Origin of the sequence: Methylobacterium ajmalii, from assembly GCF_016613415.1 — a bacterium.
GTDB lineage: Bacteria > Pseudomonadota > Alphaproteobacteria > Rhizobiales > Beijerinckiaceae > Methylobacterium > Methylobacterium ajmalii.
Genome location: NZ_JACWCT010000089.1, coordinates 53675 through 74761 on the forward strand (window position 1 = coordinate 53675; position 21087 = coordinate 74761).

Sequence of the window (21087 nt, forward strand, 5' to 3'; positions counted from 1 at the left end):
GGCCCGCCGGCCAACCTGTGCCAGGAGCTCGTCGCCTTCGTGCACCCGAAGGCGCCGGACGCCCCGGCCCCGGCCCCGGCGCAACCCGCCACCGCCGCCGTCCAGGCACCCGACAAGGGCGCGGCGCAGCTGCCGAGCAACGGCGCCGGCGAGACGCAGCAGAAGTCGGGTCTCAGCGGCCCGGTGGCCCAGACCGGGCCGGGGGCCGCCGGCCCCCAGGGCCAGGCCCAGAGCCAGGCCGCGCCTGCGCCGGCCGCCGCACCGGCACCGAAGGGCCCGAGCCCGGAACTGGTCGCGAAGGTCGATGCGGCGGCGGCGAGCGGCGACATCCAGGCCTGCCGCGCGGCGGCCCGCGCCATGCGGGTCGCCGGCGTGGTGATGCCGGCGCCATTGCTCTCGCTCTCGGCGCTCGACCCGAAATTCTTCGCCGCGCAGTAGCGGCGACCCGGAACATTGTCCGACGACGCGGATGCCGGCTCGTCGGACAATGGCGTAACGTCAAAATCCTGTAGAACTTCACGATCGCAACGCGATCGTGAAGCATTCTAGGCCAGGGCCTCGCCTCGCGAGGCCTGCATCGCCGCCTCGATCTCGGCGGCGGTGAAGCGCGGGGTGATGTGCTGCGGGCAGTTCCAGTCGAAGCCCGCGACCCGCAGCACCGCGACACGCTCGATCCGGGCCCGGTAGGGCGCGACGCTTACCGCCTCGACCAGATCCGGCCGCTCCCGGGCCTCGTGGAAGGCGAGGTGGCCGATCAGCTTCAGCCGCCGTCGAGCGGCATGGTCGAGAACGAACAAGGCCACCCGGTCGTCGCCCGCGACGTTGCCGAGGGTGAGGTACTGCCGGTTGCCGGAAAATTCCGCCCAGGCGATCGTGTCCGCGTCGAGGACGCGGACGAACCCCGCCGGCCCGCCGCGATGCTGGATGTAGGGCCAGCCGTCCGACGACACGCTCGAGAGGAAGAAACTGTCGCGGGCCGCCAGGAACTCGGCCTCGTTCGGCCCGAAACGGGCGTCGAGGGCGGGGCCGGACACGTCGTGGCCGGCGAAGGGCGAGCCGAGGCGGCTCTGCGCCGCCCGCACCGCCGGGGTGAACAGGATCTCGAAGAACCGCCGCATGACCGGCCTCCCATCGCACCCGGACGGATCGAATCCTGACCGGTGCCGTCGCCTGAGGTAGTCTCCCCCGCAGCGCGGCGGAACGGCCGCGATCCGGCATTCAGCCTTCCGGAAACTGGAACGATCATGGACCGGATCGAGGCGATGCGGGCCTTCGTGGATCTCGCCCTGCCGCGCTTGAGGGATGCATTCGGGCGGCTGGCGCTGCCGTGACGGGCAGGAGGATGGAGCCGGCCACCGCTTCATCGGTCACCGCAAGGCGGTGCCGATGACCAGGCACCCGGCAGCGACCAAGTAGGGGGCGCTCCGGATGCTGGTCCGCCGTCCGATCAGACCGTGCACGATGATCTGCGGCACGGTGAGGATGCCGGCCACCGCGACGACGGCGACGAGGTCCCAGGTCGAGAACCACGGCACGGTCGCGACGTAGAACTTCCCCATCCCGGCACCGAGACTGCCGATAGCGAACAGTCCGAGTGCCACGACCATGACGACCGTCGTCGTGTTCACCACGGACATGACATGAGTGAAAGTGAAGTCGGCGCGATGTTCGTAGGCGTAGATCGCCAAGCCGGCGCAGGCGAAGGTCAGGACGAAGCGATTCGGGATGATGCCGTCTCTCGAGGTGGTGACGACGATCGGCAGCGAAAACAGCGCGAAAGCGAGGATCTTCACGACGGACGGGTTTGCAGTAAGGTCCATTCCGCGGCTCCGATGGACAATCATACGAGATCCGGGGTCGATCCTCCGAGTCTCGTGTCACTCTCCTTCGCCGTTAGATGCCAGCGCTTAACATGCCCTTGCGGCAATTCAGGCAATGCCGTGCCGCCGATCCGGCCGCGCAGGCCGGTCGGCATCGGGCACGGCGGCCGATGCAGGATGTCGGCCGGGCGCTCCCGCCCCGGCCCGCAGTCAGGGGTGACCGGCGAGCCACGCCTTCGCCCGTACCAGGTCGGCCTGCGACAGGCCGTGGCCGGCGGGCAGCACCTCGTGGGTGACGGCGGCACCCGCCTGCCGCAGCATCGCGGCGAGGCCCGCCGCGTTGTCGGCCGGCACGATCGGATCCATCCGTCCCGACAGGATCAGCACGGGCTCACCGTCGAGGCGTCCGGCCGCGGGATTTGCCAGGGGCACCATCGCCCGCAGCAGCACGGCGCCGGCGAGCACGCCCGGATGCAGCAGCATCAGGGCGGCGGCGATGTTGGCGCCGTTGGAGAAGCCGACGGCGAGCGGTGCCGCGAGGCCGTACTCGGCCCGCGCCGCCGCCACGAAGCCGGCGAGGTCACCGGCCCGGCGCACCACGTCGGCCTCGTCGAACACGCCCTCGGCGAGGCGGCGGAAGAAGCGCGGCGCGCCGCCCTCCAGCACCTGGCCGCGGGGCGAGAGCAGGGCCGCCCCGGGCGACAGCGCCCGGCCGAGGGGCAGAAGGTCGTCCTCGTCGCCGCCGGTGCCGTGCAGGAGCAGGAGCGGCGGGAGCGCCGGGTCGGCGGCAGGCTCGAAGCGGTGCTGGAACGACAGGGCGGCCATCGGGATCCTCCGGATGCGGCGCTCAGGCGCCGAAGAGCTTCGCGACCCGCTGGGTCTCGCGGGCAAGCAGCGCGGCGTCGCCCGCCACCGCCACGAAGCCGAACCCGGCCTCAAACTCGGCCTTCGCCCCGGCCTCGTCGAAGTTGAGGATACCGGCCGCCTTGCCGGCGCCGCGGATCCGCGGCAGGGCGGCGGCGATCGCCGCCCGCACCGGTGCCGCCTCGGGCCTGCCGAGATGGCCCATGCTGGCGGCGAGGTCGTTGGGGCCGATGAACACCCCGTCGACGCCCTCGACCGCGGCGATCTCGCCGGCCGCCTCCAGCGCCTGCGCGGTCTCGACCTGCACCACGACGCAGACCTCGCCGGCCGAGCGGGCGTGGTAGTCCGGCCGCAATCCATAGCCGGTCGCGCGCGAGGCGCCGGCGAAGCCCCGGATGCCGTGCGGCGGGTAGCGCGTCGCCGCGACCGCCCGGCGCGCCTCCTCGGCATTCTGCACGAAGGGGAACATCAGCGAGCGGGCGCCCTGGTCGAGCAGGCGCTTGACCATCACGGGCTCGTTCCACGGCACCCGCACCACCGGCTCGGCGGTGCCGCCCTCGGCGGCGCGCAGGTGGTCGACGACCTGGATCAGGTCGTTGGGCGAGTGCTCCATGTCGATCAGCATCCAGGCGAAGCCGGCGCCGGCGGCGAGCTCGGTGATGCCGGCCGAGCCGGTGGTCATCCACAGGCCGGCGAGCCGTCGGTCCTCGGCGAGGCCGCGCTTGAACGGGTTGTCGAAGGATTTCATGGCGTGGCCTCCCGGCTTTTGTTGTCGGTCTCGTCGAATGTCGGTCTTCGTCCGGCCCGAACCGCGCCTCCGGACGAGGTCGCGAACGGGACGGACGCCATCATCCGCCCGAAGTCACCCGGCCTTCGCCAGGTGCTTGAACATGTGGCCGCGCGCCTCGGCGTCGAACTCGGCCTTGAAGGTGAAGCGGTCCTTGAGGGCGACGGCCTTGGCGGCGGCGGGGCGGGCCGCGATCGCGTCGACGTGGCGCTTCACGTTGGGGAGGTCGGCATAGGCGTCCTCGCCCATCACGAAGGGCAGCATCCGGGCCCAGCCCCACACCGCCATGTCGACGATGCCGTAGGCCTCGCCCACCATCCACTCGTGCTCGGCGAGGTGCCGGTCGAGGACGCCGTAGTGGCGCTTCGCCTCGTACTGGTAGCGTTCGTTGGCGTAGGGCACCTTTTCCGGCGCGAAATTGCGGAAATGCACCGCCTGGCCGGAGAACGGGCCGATGCCGGTCGCCACGAACATCAGCCAGGACAGGAGCGCGGCGCGCTCGGAGGACGGGGGCAGGAAGCGGCCGGTCTTCTCGGCGAGGTAGAGCAGAATCGCGTTCGAATCGAACACCACCTGGCCGTCGTCGACCAGCACCGGCACCTTGCCGTTCGGGTTGAGCTTCAGGAAGTCGGGGGCGAACTGCTCGCCCTTGCGGGTGTCGACCGCCACCGCCTCGTAGGGAAGCCCGGCCTCCTCGAGGAACAGCGCGACCTTGGTCGGGTTGGGCGAACCGTTGAAGTAGAACGTGATCATCCGGGGCTCCATCGCGGTCGGTCGCCCTCACACTCCCCAATTGCCGGCGCGGATCAACCGTTGCGCACTGAAACGCAGCGTTGCCGTGCGGGGCCTGGACTCCGGACGCCGATCCGCCATGGTGCAGGATCGTCCCACCGGGAAGCTCGCGCCCTGTTCCTGACCCCCGACGAGTGGAGCGCGCTGCGGCTCAGCCTACTGGTGGCGAGCGTGGCGACGCTAGCGAGCCTGCTGCCGGGCCTCGCGGTCGCCTACCTGCTCGCCCGGCGCGAGTTTCGCGGCCGGGCGCTCCTCGACGGGCTGGTCCACCTGCCCCTGATCCTGCCGCCGGTGGTGACCGGCTACCTGCTGCTCCTCGCCTTCGGTCGCCGGGGCTGGTTCGGGCCGGCACTCGCCGAGATCGGCATCGTGCTCTCGTTCCGCTGGACCGGGGCGGCGCTCGCCTGCGCGGTGATGGGCTTTCCCCTGATGGTGCGGGCGATGCGCCTGTCCTTCGAGGCGGTGGACACGAAGCTCGAACAGGCCGCCGGGACGCTGGGGGCCGCGCCCGCCGCGATCTTCCTCGTCGTGACGCTGCCGCTCGCCTTGCCGGGCATCCTCGCCGGGGCGGTTTTGGCCTTCGCCAAGGCGATGGGGGAGTTCGGCGCCACCATCACCTTCGTGTCGAACATCCCGGGCGAGACCCAGACCCTGCCGGCGGCGATCTACACCCTGACCCAGGTGCCGGGCGGCGAGGCGGGGGCGCTGCGCCTCACCCTGGTCTCGGTCGCCCTGTCGATGGCGGCGCTCGTCGCCTCGGAGTGGCTCGCCCGGCGGGCCAAGGCCCGGCTCAGGGCATGACCGGATCTCCGGCATGATCGAGGTCTCGGTCCGGCACCGGCGCGGCGCCTTCGCGCTCGAGGCGGAGTTCGCGGCGGCGGGCCGGGTGACCGCCCTGTTCGGCCGCTCGGGCTCGGGCAAGTCGACCCTCGTCGACGTGATCGCCGGGCTGGTGCGGCCGGATCGCGGGCGCATCGTGGTCGACGGTGTCGTCCTCCTCGACACCGCGGCGCGGATCCGCGTGCCGGTGCACCGGCGCCGGATCGGCTACGTGTTCCAGGAGGCGCGGCTGATGCCGCATCTCAGCGTGCGCCAGAACCTGCTGTTCGGGCGCTTCTTCGCCCGCCACCGCTCCGGCGGGCCGAGCCTCGACGCGGTCGCCGATCTCCTCGGCATCGCGCCCCTCCTGGAGCGCAGGCCCGCCGGGCTGTCGGGCGGCGAGCGCCAGCGGGTCGCGATCGGCCGGGCGCTGCTCGCCCGCCCGCGGCTGCTGCTGATGGATGAGCCGCTCTCGGCCCTCGACGCGGCGCGCAAGGCCGAGATCCTGCCCTATGTCGCGCAGCTGCGCGACGAGGCCCGGGTGCCGATCGTCTATGTCAGCCACGCGGTGGCCGAGGTGGCGCGTCTCGCCGATACCGTGGTGGTGCTGGATGAGGGGCGCGTCGCGGCCTGCGGCCCCGCCGCCGAGGTCTTGCGCCGGGCCGCCCTCTTTCCGGGCCGCGAGACGGCCGAGACCGGCGCCCTCCTGTCCCTGCGCGTCGCCGCCCACGACGACGCCTTCGGGCTGACCCATCTCGACGGTGCGCCGGGTCGGCTCACCGTGCCGCGCGTTCCCCTGCCGACCGGTTCCAGCCTCCGGGTCCGGGTGCGGGCCCGCGACGTGCTGGTGGCCCGCGAGGCGCCGCGCGGATTGAGCGCCCGCAACGTCCTGCCCGGCACGGTCGTCGCGGTCACGCCGGGGGAGGGCGCCCATGCCCGGGTCGAGATCGCCTGCGGCGGCGCGGTGCTGGTCGCCGAGGTCACCCGGCTCGCCGCCCACGAACTGGGTCTCGCGCCGGGGCTGCCGGTACTGGCGATCGTGAAGAGCGTCGCCTTCGACGAGGAGACGATCGGGGTGCTGGAGATCTGAAACGGAACGGCCCGGGACGCGGATCGCGTCCCGGGCCGTCGATGTCGTCGCCGCGCGTCAGAGCATTTTCCGACGAGGTGGATGCCGGCTCGTCGAAGAAAATGCGGCGAAATCAAAAATCTAGAGAGCTTCGCGATCGCAACGCGATCGTGAAGCTCTCTAGAGGGTCGCGCGCCCGTCAGTGCCCGTGGGCCGAGGCCGGCTCGCGGGCCGGCTCAGCCGCGTGGACGGCGCCGGGTGCCGCCTCCAGGTTCTCCTCGCGCACGCGTTTCCTCTGGAAGAACCGCATCGCGACGACGAAGAAGACCGGGACCAGGATCACCGCCAGCACGGTGGCGGAGATCATTCCGCCCATCACGCCGGTGCCGATCGCCTGCTGGCTCTTCGAGGCCGCGCCGGTCGCGATGGCGAGCGGCACGACGCCGAAGATGAAGGCGAGCGAGGTCATCACGATCGGGCGGAAGCGCAGGCGCGAGGCCTCGACCGTGGCCGGGACCAGCTTGGTGCCCGGCTTCCAGAGTTCGCGCGCGAACTCGATGATCAGGATCGCGTTCTTGGCCGACAGGCCGATGATCGTGATGAGGCCGATCTTGAAGTACACGTCGTTCGGCATGTCGCGGATCAGCACGCCGGCGACCGAGCCGATCACGCCGAGCGGGATGACCAGCATCACCGCGAGCGGGATCGACCAGCTCTCGTAGAGTGCCGCGAGGCACAGGAACACGATCAGCACCGACAGCGCCAGCAGCAGGGTCGCCTGCGATCCCGCCTGCTTCTCCTGCAGCGACTGCCCGGTCCAGGTATAGCCGAAGCCCTTCGGCAGCTGGGTCATCAGCCGCTCCATCTCGGCGATGGCCTCGCCCGAGGTGAAGCCCGCCGCCGGCTCGCCGGTGATGCGGACCGACTGGTAGCCGTTGAAGCCGATGATCTGGGCCGGGCCGACGCTCCACTTCAGGCTGGCGAAGGACGACATCGGCACCATCGTCCCCTGCTGGTTCTTGACGCCGTAGTTCAGGAGGTCGGTGGCGTTGAGGCGCTGGGAATCGTCGGCCTGGACGATCACCCGCTGCATCTTGCCCCGGTTGGGGAAGTCGTTGGTGTAGACCGAGCCGAGATTGACCTGGATCGTGTCGTTGATGTCGGAGAAGTTGACGCCGAGCGCCGCCGCCTTCTCGCGGTCGATCACCAGTTCCGCCTGCGGCGCGGGCGGCAGGCCCTCGACGTAGACGTTCTTGAGGATCGGGCTCTTGCGGGCGAGCGCCAGCAGCTGCTCCTGGGCCGCCATCAGGGCGGCGTAGCCCTTCTGGGCCCGGTCCTGGAGGCGGAAGCTGAAGCCCGAGGCGTTGCCGAGGTTGTCGATCGGCGGCGGCTCGAGCGCCTGGATCACCGCGTCGCGGTAGCTCGCCATCGCCTTGTTGGTGCCGACGACGAGCGCCGCCGCCGACTGGTCCTTGCCGCGCTCCGACCAGGGCTTCAGCGTCACGAAGGCCTGCGAGGTCATCTGGCCCTGGCCGGAGAACGAGAAGCCGTTGACGATCGTCACGGTCGCCACGCCCGGCTGGGCGAGCAGGTGCTCCTCGGTCTTCTTCACCGCGGCGAGCGTGCGGTTGAACGAGGAGCCCGGCGGGGTCTGGATGTCGACGGTGAAGAAGCCCTGGTCCTCGACCGGCAGGAAGCCCTCGGGCAGGCGCACGAAGGCGTAGGCCACACCCGCGACCAGGATCAGGTAGACCACCATCATCCGGCCGGACTTCCTCACCGCCCAGGCGACGCCGCGGCCGTAGCGCGCGGTCTCGCGGTCGACGATGCGGTTGAACCAGCCGAAGAAGCCCCGCTTGGCGTGGTGGTGGCCGGGCTCGACGGGCTTGAGCAGCGTGGCACACAGCGCCGGGGTCAGCGACAGCGCCAGGAAGGCCGAGAAGGCGATCGAGGTCACCATCGCGATCGAGAACTGGCGGTAGATGATGCCGACCGAGCCGGGGAAGAACGCCATCGGGATGAACACCGCGACGAGCACCAGCGTGATGCCGATGATCGCGCCGGTGATCTGGGTCATCGCCTTGCGGGTCGCCTCCTTGGGAGACAGCCCTTCCTCGGACATGATCCGCTCGACGTTCTCGACGACCACGATGGCGTCGTCGACCAGGATGCCGATCGCCAGCACCATGCCGAACATGGTGAGCACGTTGATCGAGAACCCGGCGAGCAGCATGATCGTGCAGGTGCCGAGCAAGGCGATCGGCACCACGATCGTCGGGATCAGGGTGTAGCGGATGTTCTGCAGGAACAGGAACATCACGATGAACACCAGCACCACCGCCTCGACGAGGGTGTGGAGCACCTTCTCGATCGAGGCCTCGACGGCCGGGGTGATGTCGTAGGGGATGTCCCACTTCACCGTGTCGGGGAAGAACTGGGACAGCTCGACCATCTTGGCGCGGATCGCCTTGGCGGTGTCGAGCGCGTTGCCGTCGGGGGCGAGCGTCACCGAGATGCCGGCGGCCGGGCCGCCGTTGAGGCGGGTGGTGAACTTGTAGTCCTCGCCGCCGAGCTCGATCCGGGCGACGTCGCGCAGGCGCACGGTCGAGCCGTCGGGATTGGCCCGCAGCACCACCGCGCCGAACTCCTCGGGGGCCCGCATCTGGCCCTTGACGGTGATCGGGTAGTTGACCGCGTTGGTCTCCGGGCTCGGCTGGGCGCCGACGGCGCCCGACGCGATCTGGACGTTCTGGCGGGTGATCGCCTGGGTCACGTCGGCGGCGTTGAGCGACAGGCCGCGCAGCTTGTCGGGGTCGATCCAGACCCGCAACGAGCGCTCGGTCGAGTACAGGGTGGCGCGCCCGACACCCGGGATGCGGCGGATCTCGTTGATGACGTTGCGGATGAGGAAGTCGCCGAGCGCGACCTCGTCCATCGACCCGTCCTTGGAGACGAGGGTGATGATGTTGAGGGTCGCGGCCGAGGCCTCCTCGACCAGGATGCCCTGCTGGCGCACCTCCGCGGGAAGGCGCGCCTCGACGCGCTTGAGGCGGTTCTGCACCTCGACGCCGGCATAGCCCGGATCGGTGCCCGGCTCGAAGTTCGCCGTGATCTCGACGACGCCGAACGAATCGCTCGCCGATTCGAAGCTCTGGATGTTTGCCGCCCCGTTCAGCTCATCCTCGATGAGCCGGGTCGTGCCGGTATAGAGGTCCTCCACCGAGGCGCCCGGGAAGGCGGTGGAGAGGGCGATCGAGGGCGGCGCGATGATCGGGTACTGCGCCACCGGCAGCATCGGGATCGTGAGCACGCCGCCTAGGCAGATGAACAGCGCGACGACCCAGGCGAAGATCGGCCGGTCGATGAAGAAGCTCGCCAAGGTGGTGTCCTCCTCAGCGCTGTTCGGTCGAGGCGGGGGCGGGGTGGGACCCCGCCGACGCCACCGTGGTGGTCTCGAACGGCACCACCGCGACCTGGGTGCCGGCGACGATCTTCTGGAAGCCTTCGGCGACGACCCGGTCGCCCTCCTTCAGCCCGTCGCGGATCACCCACTGGCCCTCGACCACCGGGCCGACCTCGACCGGCTGGAGCATCACCTTCTGGTCGGGACCGACGAGCCAGACCTGGGCGCGGCCGTCGTTGGAGCGGTGGACCGCCTGCTGCGGCACCGCGATGGCGTCGGAATCGATGCCCTGCTTGATGCGCGCGCGGACATACATGCCGGGGAAGAGCTCGCCGTGGGGGTTGGGCACCACGGCGCGCAGCGTCACCTGGCCGGTGCTCGGATCGGCGGTCACGTCGGAGAAGAGCAGGCGGCCGGGCTCGGGGTAGAGCGAGCCGTCGTCCATGATGACCCGCACGCTCGCGACGTCGGCGGCGAGGCGGTCGAGCTCGCCGCTGGCGAGATCCCGGCGCAGCTTGTTCAGCTCGCCGACCGACTGGGTGATGTCGACGTAGATCGGGTCGAGCTGCTGGATCGTCGCGAGGTTGCTGGCGCCGCCCTGCTCGACGAGCGCGCCCTCGGTGACGAGGGCCCGGCCGATCCGGCCCGAGATCGGCGCCCGCACGTCCGTATAGCCGAGGTTGAGCTGGGCCCGGTCGCGGGCCGCCTTGGCGCCGGCGACCTCGGCCTCGGCCTGCTTCTGGGCCGCGAAGGCGGCGTCGTACTGGGCCTGGCTCGCGGTCTGGCGGGACAGCAGGGTCTCCAGGCGCTCGGCTTGCTGGCGGGTCAGCACCAGGGCGGCCTCGGCCTTGGCGAGCGCCGCCTCGGCGCTGGCGAGGTCGGCGCGGAACGGCATCGGGTCGATCTTGTAGAGGATGTCGCCCTCCTTGACCTGGCTGCCCTGCTCGAAGGTGCGCTTGGTGACGAGGCCGGCGACCCGGGCCCGGACCTCGGCGATGCGGGTCGGCGCGGCGCGGCCCGGCAGGTCGCGCTCGTAGGGGATCGGCTGGTGCTTGACCGTCACGATCGAGACCTCCGGCGGCGCGGCCGGCGCCGTGGGCGCGGCGGCCTGCTGGGCCGGCTTGCAGGCGGCGAGCCCGAGGAGGAGGGCGGTCGCTCCGAGGAGGAGGCGGCGGCTTTGGATCACGGGCGGTCTTTCCTGCGCGGTTTGCGGAAGCAGCCGGGGCGCGTCGCACCGCCGGGCGTCCGGGCATAGGGTCGGGCGGGGCTCGCGGTGGCGCGGGCCTGGGATACGCGCTTCGGCGCAGCTGCCACGCGGCAGCGGCGGGCCCCGAGGCTCGCAAGATTCCGAGGCGGAGATGTGACGATGCGTCGGCTTCCGTTAAGGAAGGAGAATGACGGCCGTCAGGCGCGGTCTTTCGGCGGGCGCTCGGGCAGGGCGGCGCGGGCCTGGACCAGGGCGCCGAGGCGCCGCGGCGGCATCAGTGTGGCGGCACCCGCCGCCGGCTTCTCGGCCGGGCAGGCGAGGTTCGTGCTCGCCGCGCCGCCGTCGTCCGGGCGGGGATTGTCGACGCCGCCCGCCGTCAGCGTGCAGGCCGGGCTCTTCACCCAATGCGCGTGGAGCGCCGCCATCGGCGAGGCGCCGTGGCTGGCGCGCAGGACCGGTTCGGGACGGCCGGCCGCGGCATCCGCCGCGGACACCGCCAGGAGGGCGAGGCCGAGGCCGAGGAAGGCGGTCGCGCAGAGACGCGCGAGAGATGTCCAGAGACGAACGGTCACAGAGCGAGACAGTGGGGGTTCCGGCCGCACCGCACAAGACGCCGCGACATTCTGTCAGGTCCGGGTCCCGGCCCGCCGGGGGCTTGATCGATCCGGCGCGTCGCCGTACCGATTTTTCGAAATCACGACCCGGGAGAGAGACCATGAGCGCGGTGCGGGACGTCTACATCTGCGATTACGTGCGCACGCCGATCGGCCGCTACGGCGGCGCGCTCGCGCGCGTGCGGGCCGACGACCTCGCCGCCGTGCCGCTCGCCGAGCTCGCGCGCCGCACCCCCTCGCTCAAGGAGGCGGTCGAGGAGGTGTTTCTCGGCTGCGCCAACCAGGCCGGCGAGGACAACCGCAACGTCGCCCGCATGGCGCTCCTGCTCGCCGACTATCCCGAGCGGGTGGCCGGCCTGACGCTCAACCGGCTCTGCGCCTCCGGCCTCGACGCGGTGGGTGCGGCAGCGCGGGCGATCCGGGCCGGCGACCTCGACCTCGCGGTGGCGGGCGGCGTCGAATCGATGACCCGGGCGCCCTTCGTGATGGGCAAGAGCGAGGGCGCGTTCCAGCGCCAGGCCGAGATCCACGACACCACGATCGGCTGGCGCTTCGTCAACCCGGTGCTCAAAGCTCAGTACGGCGTCGATTCGATGCCGGAGACCGCCGAGAACGTCGCCGAGGATTATCAGATCGGCCGCGCCGACCAGGACGCCTTCGCGCTGCGCTCGCAGCAGCGCGCGACCCGGGCGCAAGCCGACGACACCTTCGCCCGTGAGATCGTCGCGGTCGAGATTCCCGACCGCAAGGGCGGCCACGTCAAGGTCGAGCGCGACGAGCATCCCCGGGCCGACACCACCGCGGAGGGCCTCGCCAAGCTGAAGCCCTTCGTGAAGAAGGACGGCACGGTGACCGCCGGCAACGCGTCCGGCGTCAACGACGGCGCCGCCGCCCTGGTGCTCGCCACCCGCGAGGCGGCCGAGCGCCACGGCCTCACCCCGATCGCCAAGGTGCTGGGCCTCGCCTCGGCCGGCGTGCCGCCCCGCGTAATGGGCATCGGCCCGATCCCCGCCGTCGAGCGCTTGTGCGCGCGCCTCGGCCTCAAGCCGTCCGACTTCGACGCGATCGAGCTCAACGAGGCCTTCGCCTCGCAGGCCCTGGCCTGCCTGCGCGGCCTCGGCCTGCCGGACGACGCCGACCACGTGAACCCGCATGGCGGCGCCATCGCGCTCGGCCATCCGCTCGGCATGTCGGGGGCGCGGATCGCCGGCAGCGTCGCGCTCCAGCTCGCCCGCAGCGGCGGCCGGCTCGGCCTCGCCACGATGTGCGTCGGCGTCGGCCAGGGCGTCGCGCTCGCGGTCGAACGGGTCGGCTGACCCCCCGTCCTCCGCGGCGGGGCGCCGCAGGCCGCCCCGCCGCCCCTGGGGGCAGGCGGACCGTACCCTTCGAAACCCACCGCGCATCCCGCACTGCACCATGGCGGGGTCGGGCGGCATGGGATAAGCATGGGCGTTCTCGCTTGTCCCAAGGAACCGCCCGGACGCCGTCCCCCGCGCCCCGCGGAGCACGTCGCCGGAGCGTCAACGATCGCATGAGCCGCCACATCCTCCCTCCCGGTCCCGCCCTCTCGCCGCCCGGACGAAGCGCCCGCTTCGCCGTCCGGTCTCGGTGAGGTCCGCGATGCCGAACAGAACCGGATCGCGCCCGAGCGCCGACGCCCCCGAGGCCGACGAGCCCGAGGCGGGCGACGCCGAGGCCGAGTTCCTGACGGTCCTCGGCCAGCGCGTGCGCACCATGCGCGCCGTGCGGGCGATGTCGCGCAAGGTGCTGTCGCAGACCTCCGGCCTATCCGAGCGCTACATCGCGCAGCTCGAGGGCGGGCAGGGCAACGTCTCGATCATCCTCCTGCGCCGCGTCGCCATCGCGATGGGCGTGCGGCTCGAGGACCTGATCGCCGCGGTCGAGAGCCCGCCGGACTGGCCGGTGGTGCGCGACCTCCTGGAAAAGGCGGGGGCCGAGCAGATCTCCGAGGCCAAGCGCATCCTGTCGGGCGCGGCGGCCCCGGGGGAGGGCCCGACGCAGCGCGTGGCGCTCATCGGCCTGCGCGGGGCCGGCAAGTCGACCCTCGGGCGCATCCTCGCCGAGCGGATGGGCTGGACGTTCGTCGAGCTCAACCGCGAGATCGAGCGAGAGAACGGCCTGTCGGTGGCGGAGATCTTCGCGATCTACGGCCAGGAGACCTATCGCCGGCTCGAGCAGGGCGCCCTGCGCCAGCTCGCCGAGCGGCCGGGCCCGATGGTGCTGGCGACCGGCGGCGGCATCGTCGCCGAGCCGGTCACCTACGACCTGCTGCTGTCCTCGTTCTTCACCGTCTGGCTCAAGGCGCGGCCCGAGGAGCACATCCACCGGGTGCGCGAGCAGGCGGCCAAGGGCCTCGCCCAGGCGCGGATGCCCGACAGCGACAACGCCCTGCGGGAGATCCGGGCGGTATTGATGAGCCGCGAGCCGCTCTACGCCCGTGCCCGGGCGGTGATCGACACCGCCGATCACACCGTGGCCGAGACCGCCGGCGAGCTGACCGGCCTCGTCGAGGGCTATCTCGGCGGGAACGCGCGGCGCGGGATCTGAGGCGCCCGCGCCACGGACGGGCGGTCGCCGGAAAATCGCCGTCGAGACCGGCCGCCACACGCATTCTGGCCGCAAATGAGTCGGCAGGGTCGCCGTGACGCACGAGAGCTCATGGTGGGGTCGAGGAGCACGATGGAGAGTTCGAACCGGGCCGGGAGCTACGACGCGCCGGAGAACGCGGCGGGCCAAGTGGTCGAGGCGGCGCATTTCTCCGCCATCCGCAGCGTCCGCACCGAGGCCGAGGCGCTCCTGACGCTGGCCCGCGCCCTCGACCACGAGCTGAAGGCCGGGTTCGGCGCCGCCGTCGCGGCGATCCACGACATCCCGGGCCGGGTGATCGTGTCGGGCATCGGCAAGAGCGGCCATATCGGCCGCAAGATCGCCTCGACGCTCGCCTCGACGGGCACGCCGGCCTCGTTCATCCATCCGAGCGAGGCCAGCCACGGCGACCTCGGCATGATTACCCAGCAGGACATCGTCATCGCCCTGTCCTGGTCGGGCGAGACGACCGAGCTCGGCGACCTGATCAGCTTCGCGAAGCGCTTCGCCGTGACGCTGATCGGCATGACCTCGAACCCCGACAGCACGCTCGGCCAGGCCGCCGACATCCTGCTGCCGCTGCCGCTCGTCAAGGAAGCCTGCCCGCACAACCTGGCGCCGACCTCATCGAGCGTGATCCAGCTGGCGCTCGGCGACGCGCTGGCGGTGGCGCTCCTGGAGCGCCGCGGCTTCTCGGCCAGCGACTTCAAGGTCTTCCACCCCGGCGGCAAGCTCGCGGCCCGGCTCAAGACCGTGGCCCAGCTGATGCACGCGGGCGAGGAGATGCCGCTGGTGCCCCGCGGCGTCCGGGTCTCCGAGGCGCTGATCGCCGTGATGGGCAAGCGCTTCGGCTGCGCCGGCATCGTGGACGAGGGCGGCCGGCTCGTCGGCATGTTCACCGACGGCGACATGCGCCGCCACATGAGCCGGGGCGTCGGCCACAGCGACCTCCTCGACCGCCGCGTCGAGGAGATCATGACGCCCAAGCCGATCACCACCACCCCCGGCACCTTCGCCAGCGCCGCCCTGGAGCTGATGAACCGGACCCAGATCACCGCCCTGTTCGCCGTGGATCGCGGGCGCCCGGTCGGCATCCTGCACATCCACGACATCCTTCGGGCCGGTGTGGTCTGAGGGCACCTTGCATGCCGTCCGCCCGGGAGGCTATCGCCCGGGCAGGCGCGAGAGCGTCCGCACGCCGACCCAGCCCCAATAGACCCGGTGATGGGCGATGAGCCCACCGGACACGTCGATCATCTCCATCAGGTCGATCTGGTCTCCGTCGGGCGTCTGGCGCGGGTATTCCCACGCCAGTTGCTGCCCGTCGGAGAAGATGACGCCCGTGCGGTACCAGCGGCCCAGGCCGTTCTGCGGCGAGCGGAACCCACGATCGAAGAAATCCCTGATCGCGATTTTCCCCTTGAGGATGCCGGTACCGCCCTCGGGCAGGGCCGCCCAGACCAGCGGGCTCTCGAAAACGGCATCGTCGGCATAGAGCGCCATCAATCCTTCGATGTCGCGACGCACGACGGTGTCGTGCCACTGCGCGTGGATGTGACGGATGGCGGCGTCCAGGCTCATGGCCGATCCTCGCCGGCGCGGTCGGTGGCCGGGTGCCGGACGCTAGCCCCACGCGCCCCGCACATGCTTCGGCGTCGGCCGAACCGTCAGTACGGCACCCCGCCCCGCCGCTTGTCCCGCAGCGCCTCGGCGTACCACGCCAGCTCGTCGAGGAAGCGCCCGGTCGGGCGTTCCAGCCAGGGCTGGAGCGGGCGGCCCTCCTCGTCGAGCGCCTTGTGCACCTCGGGGATCGGCAGCAGCGAGGGGATGCTCGGGGTGCCGAGTTCGCCCAGCATGGCGCGCAGCTGCATCGCCGCCCGCACGCCGCCGTAGCGGCCGGCCGAGTAGCAGACGATCGCCGAGGGCTTCCAGAAATACTCTTCCAGGAAGTGGTCGAGGGTGTTCGACAGGGCCGGCGGGATGCTGTGGTTGTACTCCGCCGACACGACGACGAGCCCGTCGGCGCGGCGATGGAGCGCGGCGAGCCGTTCAAGCGGCTCCGGCGCCTCGCCCGCCGGGTATTCCTTGTACATCCGCTCCAGGAGCGGCAGGCCGAGCTCGGCCGGGTCGACCAGCGGCGCCTCGTGACCGCGGGATTCGAGGGCCCGGACGAGGTAGCGGGCGGCGCGCAGGCCGTTGCGCCCCGGGCGAACCGAACCGAGGACGACCGGGAACACGAGCGACATGGCGGAACTCCGGGAAGCGAGGGCGCTCCCCGGAGCCTACACCGTCTCGGCAGGATCTCACATCATGCCGAGCATCCGCGGCAGCCACAGCGAGATCGCCGGGACGTAGGTGACGACCACGAGGAAGATCAGCATGGTGAGGAGCCAGGGCCAGACCGCGATGGTCAGCTCCGTGATGCCCATGCGGGTGATGCCCGAGGCCACGTAGAGGTTGAGGCCGACCGGCGGGTGGCACATGCCGACCTCCATGTTGACCACGATCAGGATGCCGAAATGCACCGGGTCGATGCCGAGCTTGGCGGCGATCGGAAAGAGGATCGGCGCCATGATCAGCACGATGGAGGACGGCTCCATCACGTTGCCGGCGACGAGCAGCAGGATGTTGACGATCAGCAGGAACACCACCCAGTTGAGGCCCGCCCCGGTGATCCAGCTCGCCATCGCCTGCGGGATCTGCTCGCTCGTCATCAGGAACGAGAACAGGACCGCGTTGGTGATGATGTAGAGCAGCATCGCGCTCATGTTGGCCGAATCGAGCAGCACCCGCGGCACGTCGCGCCAGGTGAGGTCCCGGTAGACGAACAGCGCGATGACGAAGGCGTAGACCGCGCTGACCGCCGCCGCCTCGGTCGGCGTGAAGGCGCCGCTGTAGATGCCGCCCAGCACCAGCACGATCAGCAGCAGGCCCCAGACCGACTTGCGGAACGCGACCCAGCGCTCGCGCCAGCTCGCCTTCGGCATGCGCGGGTAGCCGAACTTGCGCGCCCGGTACCAGGTGGTGAAGCCGAGCAGAGCGGCCAGCATCAGGCCCGGGATCACCCCGGCGACGAACAGGGTCGAGATCGACGCCGAGGAGACGCGCTGGCCGTCGGGCCCGGTCACCACCGCGCCGCTGGTGGCCACCGAGTACATCACCATGACGATCGAGGGCGGGATCAGGATCCCGAGCGCCCCCGAGGTGGTGATGACCCCGGCGCCGAAGCGCTTGGGGAACCCCTGCGCCACCATGGCGGGCAGGATGATCGAGCCGATCGCCACCACGGTGGCCGGGCTCGAGCCCGAGATGGCGGCAAACAGCGCGCAGGCCATCACGCCGGCCAGCCCCAGGCCGCCGTGCCAATGGCCGACCATCGACGTGGCGAAGTTGATCATCCGCCGGGCGACGCCGCCATGGGTGAGGAAGTTGCCCGACAGGATGAAGAACGGGATCGCCATGATCTCGAAGTTCTCGATTCCCGTGAACAGCTTGAGCGCCACCGCCTCGATCGGCACGGTGGTCATGGTGAACAGGAAGGTGAGCACCGAGAGGCCGAGCGCGATCGAGATCGGCATCCCGGTGAGCATCAGGGCGATGAGCAGCCCGAAGATGATGGCGGCGTTCATCGGGCAGGGCCTCCGGTGCGGGCTTCGTCGGCCAGGTCCTGCGCCGCGTGCGGGCTCTCGACCACGCCCTCGACGTGGCCGGGATCGTGGTGGGGCAGCTCGCCGGTGCGCCAGAAGCTCCAGGCGACCTGCAGGAAGCGGAAGCACATCAGGTAGGAGCCGAGCGGGATCGCCAGGTAGACGACCCAGCTCGGGATCTCGAGATCCGGGGTGGTCTGGTCGGTGTCGACGAGGCCGTAGACGAAGCGGGCCCCCATCGTGCCGACGATGGCGGTGAAGAGCGCGCCGCAGAGGAGGCCGAACAGCACGACCCGGTCGCGCCAGGCGGGGGGCAGCTGGTTCACCGCCACGTCGACGCCGACATGGATGCCGGTGCGCACCCCGTAGGCGGCGCCGAACTTCGCCATCCAGACGAACATGTAGATGCACAGCTCCTGGGCCCAGGAGAGGTGGATCGCCGTGGTGATGGGGTAGAGCGCGTCGATGCCGGAGGCGTAGCGGTGGACCACCGCGACGAAGATCAGCAGCGTCGCGCCCGCCATCAGGCTCGCGATCAGGATCTCCTCGAGGCGGTCGAGGATGCGCAGGGGGTGCATGGGGTCTCCCGGAGGCGGCAAGGGGCGCGAGGAGCGGCGCGGGACGGGGCGTCAGGACCGGCCGGCGTCCGGCCAGGGGAAGCGGATGTTGCCGTCGCGCAGGCCCGCCAGCACGACCTCGACCCCGCCGGACTTCACCATCCATTCGAGCCGGTGGTCGCGGTATTCCCGGCGCCGCCCGCCGGTGGTGTAGAGCTCGGAGGCCTCCGCCATCCGGGCCGCCGCCGCGTCGAACTCCCGGAAGGTCTCGGCGACCGAGGGGCGCTCGCGGATCCTGGCGTGCCAGCGGGCGAGCGGGCTGCCGTCGGCGGGTCCGAGGCCGTAATGGACCGAGCGGTTGACCATCGGGGCCGCCGCCGCGTCGGCCCAGCCGAAGACCTCGCCCCCGAACCACGGCGCGTCGCCGAGGCGGGCGGCCAGCCAGCCCTGCAGCACCGCCGTCTGCGCCGCGGCCTCGCCCCGGAGGCGGTCGGCCAGCGCTCCGGTGGCGCGGCGGAACCACAGGATCTCGCCGAACCCCCAGTTCACCGCCTCGTACTGGGTGTCGCAGATCTCCTCGATCATGCGGGCGAGGGCGCGCTTGGCCGGGTCGCGCGGCAGCAGGGCCGGCTCGGGCCAGCGCTCCTCGACGTATTCGAGGATCACGGTCGATTCGAAGATGCTCAGCGCGCCGTCGACCAGCACCGGCACCTCGGTGCGCGGATTGGCCTGCGCGAAGGGGCCGTCGCTGCGGCCGGTGCCGAAGCTCTCGGGCAGTTCGGCGGCGAAGGCCACGCCCTTCTCGCGCAGGGCGATCTTGACCTTCTGCGCATAGGACGAGAGCGGGTGCTCGTAGAGCAGCATGACGTCGGTTCCCCCCGGAGCCGTTTCGTTCGTTTGCGCCACCTTCGCACACGGCAGCCTGGCAGGTGAAGCAGACGGGGCGGCCGAGGCGGAAAAACTTGGACACACGGCGCCGCCCGGGCTGTCCGGCGCCATGTTTGCCTGCATATGACGGGGCGGCCGCGCCGGCCGAGATGCACCCGAACCGCGCCGAGGACGATTCCATGCGACTTCCCCGCACCCTCCGGGCCGCCTGCCTCCTCGTCGCCACCGCCTTCGCCGCTCCGGCCGCGGCGGCGGAGCCCATGACGGTGTTCGCGGCGGCGAGCCTGAAGAACGCCCTCGACGAGGCCGGCAAGGCGTTCACGGCCGAGAGCGGCATCCCGGTGCGGGCGAGCTACGCCGCCTCCTCGGCCCTGGCGCGCCAGATCGAGCAGGGCGCGCCGGCCGACCTCTTCGCCTCGGCCGACCTCGAATGGATGGACTACCTCGCTGCCCGCAGGCTGATCCGGCCCGAGACCCGGGTGGACCTCCTCGGCAACCGCCTGGTCGTGGTGGCGCCGAAGGACGCGACGGTCGCCGAGGCGGCGTTCACGCCGGACTGGTTCTCCCGGGCGCTCGGTCCCGACGGGCGGCTCGCCACCGGGGAGGTCAGCTCGGTGCCGATCGGCAAGTACGCCAAGGCGGCGTTCGAGACGCTGGGGCTCTGGACGCAGCTCCAGCCGCGGCTCGCCCAGGCCGACAACGTCCGGGCGGCCCTGGCGCTGGTCTCGCGCGGCGAGGCGCCGCTCGGCGTCGTCTACGAAAGCGACGCGCGGTCGGATCCCGGCGTGAAGGTGGTGGGCGTGTTCCCGAAGGACAGCCACAAGCCGGTGATCTACCCCTTCGCGGTGACCGCCGAGGCGAAGGGCGAGGGCGGCGCGCGCTTCCTCGCCTACCTGCGGAGCAAGGCCGCCCGGCGCTTCTTCGAGGCGCAGGGCTTCACGATGATCGGGGAGGGGGCGTCGCAGTAGGACGCCCCGCGCGCGGTCACGCGAGCTGGAAGCCGAAGGCCAGGGGATCGCGCTCGTCGACCAGGATGGTGTTGTGCCCGATCACCCGGGCCCAGCCGCCGATGCTCGGGCGGATGGCGGCATGCCCGCCGACCTCCGCCGTGCCCTCGACTCGGCCGTGGAACAGCGTGCCGATGATGCTCTCGTGCACGAAGTCGTCACCGACCTTCAGGAGTCCCTTGGCGGTCCTCTGAGCCATCCGGGCCGAGGTGCCGGTGCCGCAGGGCGAGCGGTCGATGCCCTTGTCGCCGTAGAACACCGCGTTGCGGGCATGCGCCTGCGGATGCCTGGCCCGGTCGGCCCACATGACGTGGCTGAGGCCCTGAATGCGCGGATCCTCCGGGTGGACCGGCGCCACCGCCTGCTGCACTGCCTGGCGTACGAGCGGGCTGAGCGTCAGGATCTCCGCGGAGGTCATGGCGTCGAGCCCGGGCCATCCCGGTTGCGGCTCGACGATGGCGTAGAAGTTGCCCCCGTACGAGACGTCGACGGTGAGCGGCCCGAGGCCCGGCACCTCCACCCGCACGTCCGCCGCGTGCAGGTAGCTCGGGATGTTGTAGAGGCGGACCTCCTCGACGAAGCGGCCGTCGCGGCGGTACTCGACCTCGATCCGGCCGGCCGGCACCTCGAGGGCGAGGCGCCCTTCGGTGCGCGGCACGACGAAGCCCTGCTCCAGCGCCACCGTGACGGTGCCGATCGTGCCGTGGCCGCACATCGGCAGGCAGCCCGAAACCTCGATGAACAGGACCCCGAGGTCGCAATCCTCCCGCGACGGCGGATAGAGGATCGAGCCCGACATCGCGTCGTGGCCGCGCGGCTCGAACATCAGGGCCCGGCGCACCCAGTCGTGCTCGGCGACGAAGATCTGCCGCTTCTCGCCCATCGACACGTTGGGCAGGACCGGCGCTCCGCCGGCGACCACCCGCACCGGATTGCCGCAGGTATGGGCGTCGACGCACAGGAAGGTGTGGGGGTGCATGACGGGGCGGTCTCCGGGCTCGGAATC

General features: G+C 71.4%; 21 protein-coding genes. 7 read left to right on the top strand and 14 right to left on the bottom strand.

All coding sequences use genetic code 11. From position 1 onward, the window contains the following. The coding region (locus HPY23_RS17020) for a hypothetical protein (RefSeq protein ID WP_200649650.1) at positions 1-438 on the top strand (438 nt) is incomplete at its 5' end. 107 nt (positions 439-545) lie between these two features. Here HPY23_RS17020 and HPY23_RS17025 read toward each other — a convergent pair. The 5 genes from HPY23_RS17025 to HPY23_RS17045 form a co-directional block, all read right to left on the bottom strand. Then, positions 546-1118: a pyridoxamine 5'-phosphate oxidase family protein gene (locus HPY23_RS17025; protein WP_091886476.1), complete on the bottom strand. Its 573-nt coding sequence runs from the start codon at positions 1116-1118 to the stop codon at positions 546-548. Between the two features lie 249 nt (positions 1119-1367). After that, complete coding sequence (locus HPY23_RS17030) at positions 1368-1820, bottom strand: hypothetical protein (RefSeq protein WP_139234956.1); 453 nt, start codon at positions 1818-1820, stop codon at positions 1368-1370. A gap of 210 nt (positions 1821-2030) precedes the next feature. Continuing rightward, positions 2031-2645, bottom strand: coding sequence for an alpha/beta hydrolase (locus HPY23_RS17035; protein WP_091886469.1), 615 nt, complete (start codon positions 2643-2645; stop codon positions 2031-2033). 22 nt (positions 2646-2667) lie between these two features. Further along, positions 2668-3432 carry an HpcH/HpaI aldolase family protein gene (locus HPY23_RS17040; protein ID WP_060846304.1) on the bottom strand — a complete coding sequence of 255 codons (765 nt, stop codon included), beginning with the start codon at positions 3430-3432 and terminating at the stop codon, positions 2668-2670. A gap of 114 nt (positions 3433-3546) precedes the next feature. Next, positions 3547-4224 carry a glutathione S-transferase family protein gene (locus tag HPY23_RS17045; protein ID WP_091886466.1) on the bottom strand — a complete coding sequence of 226 codons (678 nt, stop codon included), beginning with the start codon at positions 4222-4224 and terminating at the stop codon, positions 3547-3549. A gap of 153 nt (positions 4225-4377) precedes the next feature. On the opposite strand from HPY23_RS17045, the gene modB reads away from it, so the two are divergent. Together modB and modC are read left to right on the top strand one after the other, a co-directional pair. Further along, positions 4378-5064: a molybdate ABC transporter permease subunit gene (gene modB, locus HPY23_RS17050; RefSeq protein ID WP_091886744.1), complete on the top strand. Its 687-nt coding sequence runs from the start codon at positions 4378-4380 to the stop codon at positions 5062-5064. Positions 5065-5077: 13 nt separating this feature from the next. Beyond that, positions 5078-6172, top strand: a complete 1095-nt coding sequence (gene modC / locus HPY23_RS17055; RefSeq protein ID WP_091886462.1) for a molybdenum ABC transporter ATP-binding protein — start codon at positions 5078-5080, stop codon at positions 6170-6172. Between the two features lie 178 nt (positions 6173-6350). On the opposite strand, the gene HPY23_RS17060 is transcribed toward modC, so the two are convergent. The 3 genes from HPY23_RS17060 to HPY23_RS17070 all read right to left on the bottom strand — a co-directional run bounded on the left by HPY23_RS17060 (position 6351) and on the right by HPY23_RS17070 (position 11333). Next, positions 6351-9530, bottom strand: a complete 3180-nt coding sequence (locus HPY23_RS17060) for an efflux RND transporter permease subunit (RefSeq protein ID WP_091886459.1) — start codon at positions 9528-9530, stop codon at positions 6351-6353. Positions 9531-9543: 13 nt separating this feature from the next. After that, positions 9544-10737, bottom strand: coding sequence for an efflux RND transporter periplasmic adaptor subunit (locus tag HPY23_RS17065; protein WP_060849254.1), 1194 nt, complete (start codon positions 10735-10737; stop codon positions 9544-9546). 221 nt (positions 10738-10958) lie between these two features. After that, positions 10959-11333 carry a hypothetical protein gene (locus tag HPY23_RS17070; RefSeq protein ID WP_060846300.1) on the bottom strand — a complete coding sequence of 125 codons (375 nt, stop codon included), beginning with the start codon at positions 11331-11333 and terminating at the stop codon, positions 10959-10961. 152 nt (positions 11334-11485) lie between these two features. Here HPY23_RS17070 and pcaF point away from each other — a divergent pair, with 152 nt between their 5' ends. From pcaF to HPY23_RS17085, 3 genes are all read left to right on the top strand, one after another. Further along, on the top strand, positions 11486-12691 hold the full coding sequence (gene pcaF, locus HPY23_RS17075) for a 3-oxoadipyl-CoA thiolase (protein ID WP_175539962.1): 1206 nt from the start codon (positions 11486-11488) through the stop codon (positions 12689-12691). Between the two features lie 304 nt (positions 12692-12995). Next, positions 12996-13943: a helix-turn-helix transcriptional regulator gene (locus HPY23_RS17080; protein ID WP_060846299.1), complete on the top strand. Its 948-nt coding sequence runs from the start codon at positions 12996-12998 to the stop codon at positions 13941-13943. Between the two features lie 132 nt (positions 13944-14075). After that, entirely contained in the window at positions 14076-15116 is a 1041-nt protein-coding gene (locus HPY23_RS17085) for a KpsF/GutQ family sugar-phosphate isomerase (RefSeq protein ID WP_060846298.1), read from the top strand. 30 nt (positions 15117-15146) lie between these two features. On the opposite strand, the gene HPY23_RS17090 is transcribed toward HPY23_RS17085, so the two are convergent. The 5 genes from HPY23_RS17090 to HPY23_RS17110 all read right to left on the bottom strand — a co-directional run bounded on the left by HPY23_RS17090 (position 15147) and on the right by HPY23_RS17110 (position 19050). Continuing rightward, complete coding sequence (locus tag HPY23_RS17090) at positions 15147-15563, bottom strand: nuclear transport factor 2 family protein (protein ID WP_091886454.1); 417 nt, start codon at positions 15561-15563, stop codon at positions 15147-15149. An 86-nt stretch (positions 15564-15649) separates the two neighbouring features. Further along, positions 15650-16228, bottom strand: coding sequence for an NADPH-dependent FMN reductase (locus tag HPY23_RS17095; RefSeq protein ID WP_091886451.1), 579 nt, complete (start codon positions 16226-16228; stop codon positions 15650-15652). Between the two features lie 57 nt (positions 16229-16285). Next, positions 16286-17611 (bottom strand): TRAP transporter large permease, encoded by a 1326-nt coding sequence (locus tag HPY23_RS17100; RefSeq protein WP_060846295.1) that lies wholly within the window; start codon positions 17609-17611, stop codon positions 16286-16288. After that, positions 17608-18207 (bottom strand): TRAP transporter small permease, encoded by a 600-nt coding sequence (locus HPY23_RS17105; RefSeq protein ID WP_060846294.1) that lies wholly within the window; start codon positions 18205-18207, stop codon positions 17608-17610. Before HPY23_RS17105 ends, HPY23_RS17100 begins: the two co-directional genes overlap by 4 nt. 51 nt (positions 18208-18258) lie before the next feature. Then, entirely contained in the window at positions 18259-19050 is a 792-nt protein-coding gene (locus tag HPY23_RS17110; RefSeq protein ID WP_091886448.1) for a glutathione S-transferase family protein, read from the bottom strand. Positions 19051-19253: 203 nt separating this feature from the next. Here HPY23_RS17110 and modA point away from each other — a divergent pair, with 203 nt between their 5' ends. Next, positions 19254-20042 (top strand): molybdate ABC transporter substrate-binding protein, encoded by a 789-nt coding sequence (gene modA, locus HPY23_RS17115; protein ID WP_091886741.1) that lies wholly within the window; start codon positions 19254-19256, stop codon positions 20040-20042. Positions 20043-20058: 16 nt separating this feature from the next. On the opposite strand, the gene HPY23_RS17120 is transcribed toward modA, so the two are convergent. Beyond that, a complete protein-coding gene (locus HPY23_RS17120) occupies positions 20059-21060 on the bottom strand; it encodes a 4-hydroxyproline epimerase (RefSeq protein ID WP_091886445.1) in 1002 nt (333 codons plus the stop codon). Between the last annotated feature and the right edge of the window lie 27 nt (positions 21061-21087).

Bases quoted from the DNA above. Each gene is read 5' to 3' on its own strand.
- HPY23_RS17105 (WP_060846294.1), bottom strand. From the start codon at position 18,207: ATGCACCCCCTGCGCATCCTCGACCGCCTCGAGGAGATCCTGATCGCG.
- HPY23_RS17040 (WP_060846304.1), bottom strand. From the start codon at position 3,432: ATGAAATCCTTCGACAACCCGTTCAAGCGCGGCCTCGCCGAGGACCGA.
- HPY23_RS17120 (WP_091886445.1), bottom strand. From the start codon at position 21,060: ATGCACCCCCACACCTTCCTGTGCGTCGACGCCCATACCTGCGGCAAT.
- modC (WP_091886462.1), top strand. From the start codon at position 5,078: ATGATCGAGGTCTCGGTCCGGCACCGGCGCGGCGCCTTCGCGCTCGAG.
- HPY23_RS17025 (WP_091886476.1), bottom strand. From the start codon at position 1,118: ATGCGGCGGTTCTTCGAGATCCTGTTCACCCCGGCGGTGCGGGCGGCG.
- HPY23_RS17110 (WP_091886448.1), bottom strand. From the start codon at position 19,050: ATGCTGCTCTACGAGCACCCGCTCTCGTCCTATGCGCAGAAGGTCAAG.
- HPY23_RS17045 (WP_091886466.1), bottom strand. From the start codon at position 4,224: ATGATCACGTTCTACTTCAACGGTTCGCCCAACCCGACCAAGGTCGCG.
- HPY23_RS17090 (WP_091886454.1), bottom strand. From the start codon at position 15,563: ATGAGCCTGGACGCCGCCATCCGTCACATCCACGCGCAGTGGCACGAC.
- HPY23_RS17100 (WP_060846295.1), bottom strand. From the start codon at position 17,611: ATGAACGCCGCCATCATCTTCGGGCTGCTCATCGCCCTGATGCTCACC.
- HPY23_RS17030 (WP_139234956.1), bottom strand. From the start codon at position 1,820: ATGGACCTTACTGCAAACCCGTCCGTCGTGAAGATCCTCGCTTTCGCG.
- HPY23_RS17095 (WP_091886451.1), bottom strand. From the start codon at position 16,228: ATGTCGCTCGTGTTCCCGGTCGTCCTCGGTTCGGTTCGCCCGGGGCGC.
- modA (WP_091886741.1), top strand. From the start codon at position 19,254: ATGCGACTTCCCCGCACCCTCCGGGCCGCCTGCCTCCTCGTCGCCACC.
- HPY23_RS17035 (WP_091886469.1), bottom strand. From the start codon at position 2,645: ATGGCCGCCCTGTCGTTCCAGCACCGCTTCGAGCCTGCCGCCGACCCG.
- HPY23_RS17085 (WP_060846298.1), top strand. From the start codon at position 14,076: ATGGAGAGTTCGAACCGGGCCGGGAGCTACGACGCGCCGGAGAACGCG.
- HPY23_RS17080 (WP_060846299.1), top strand. From the start codon at position 12,996: ATGCCGAACAGAACCGGATCGCGCCCGAGCGCCGACGCCCCCGAGGCC.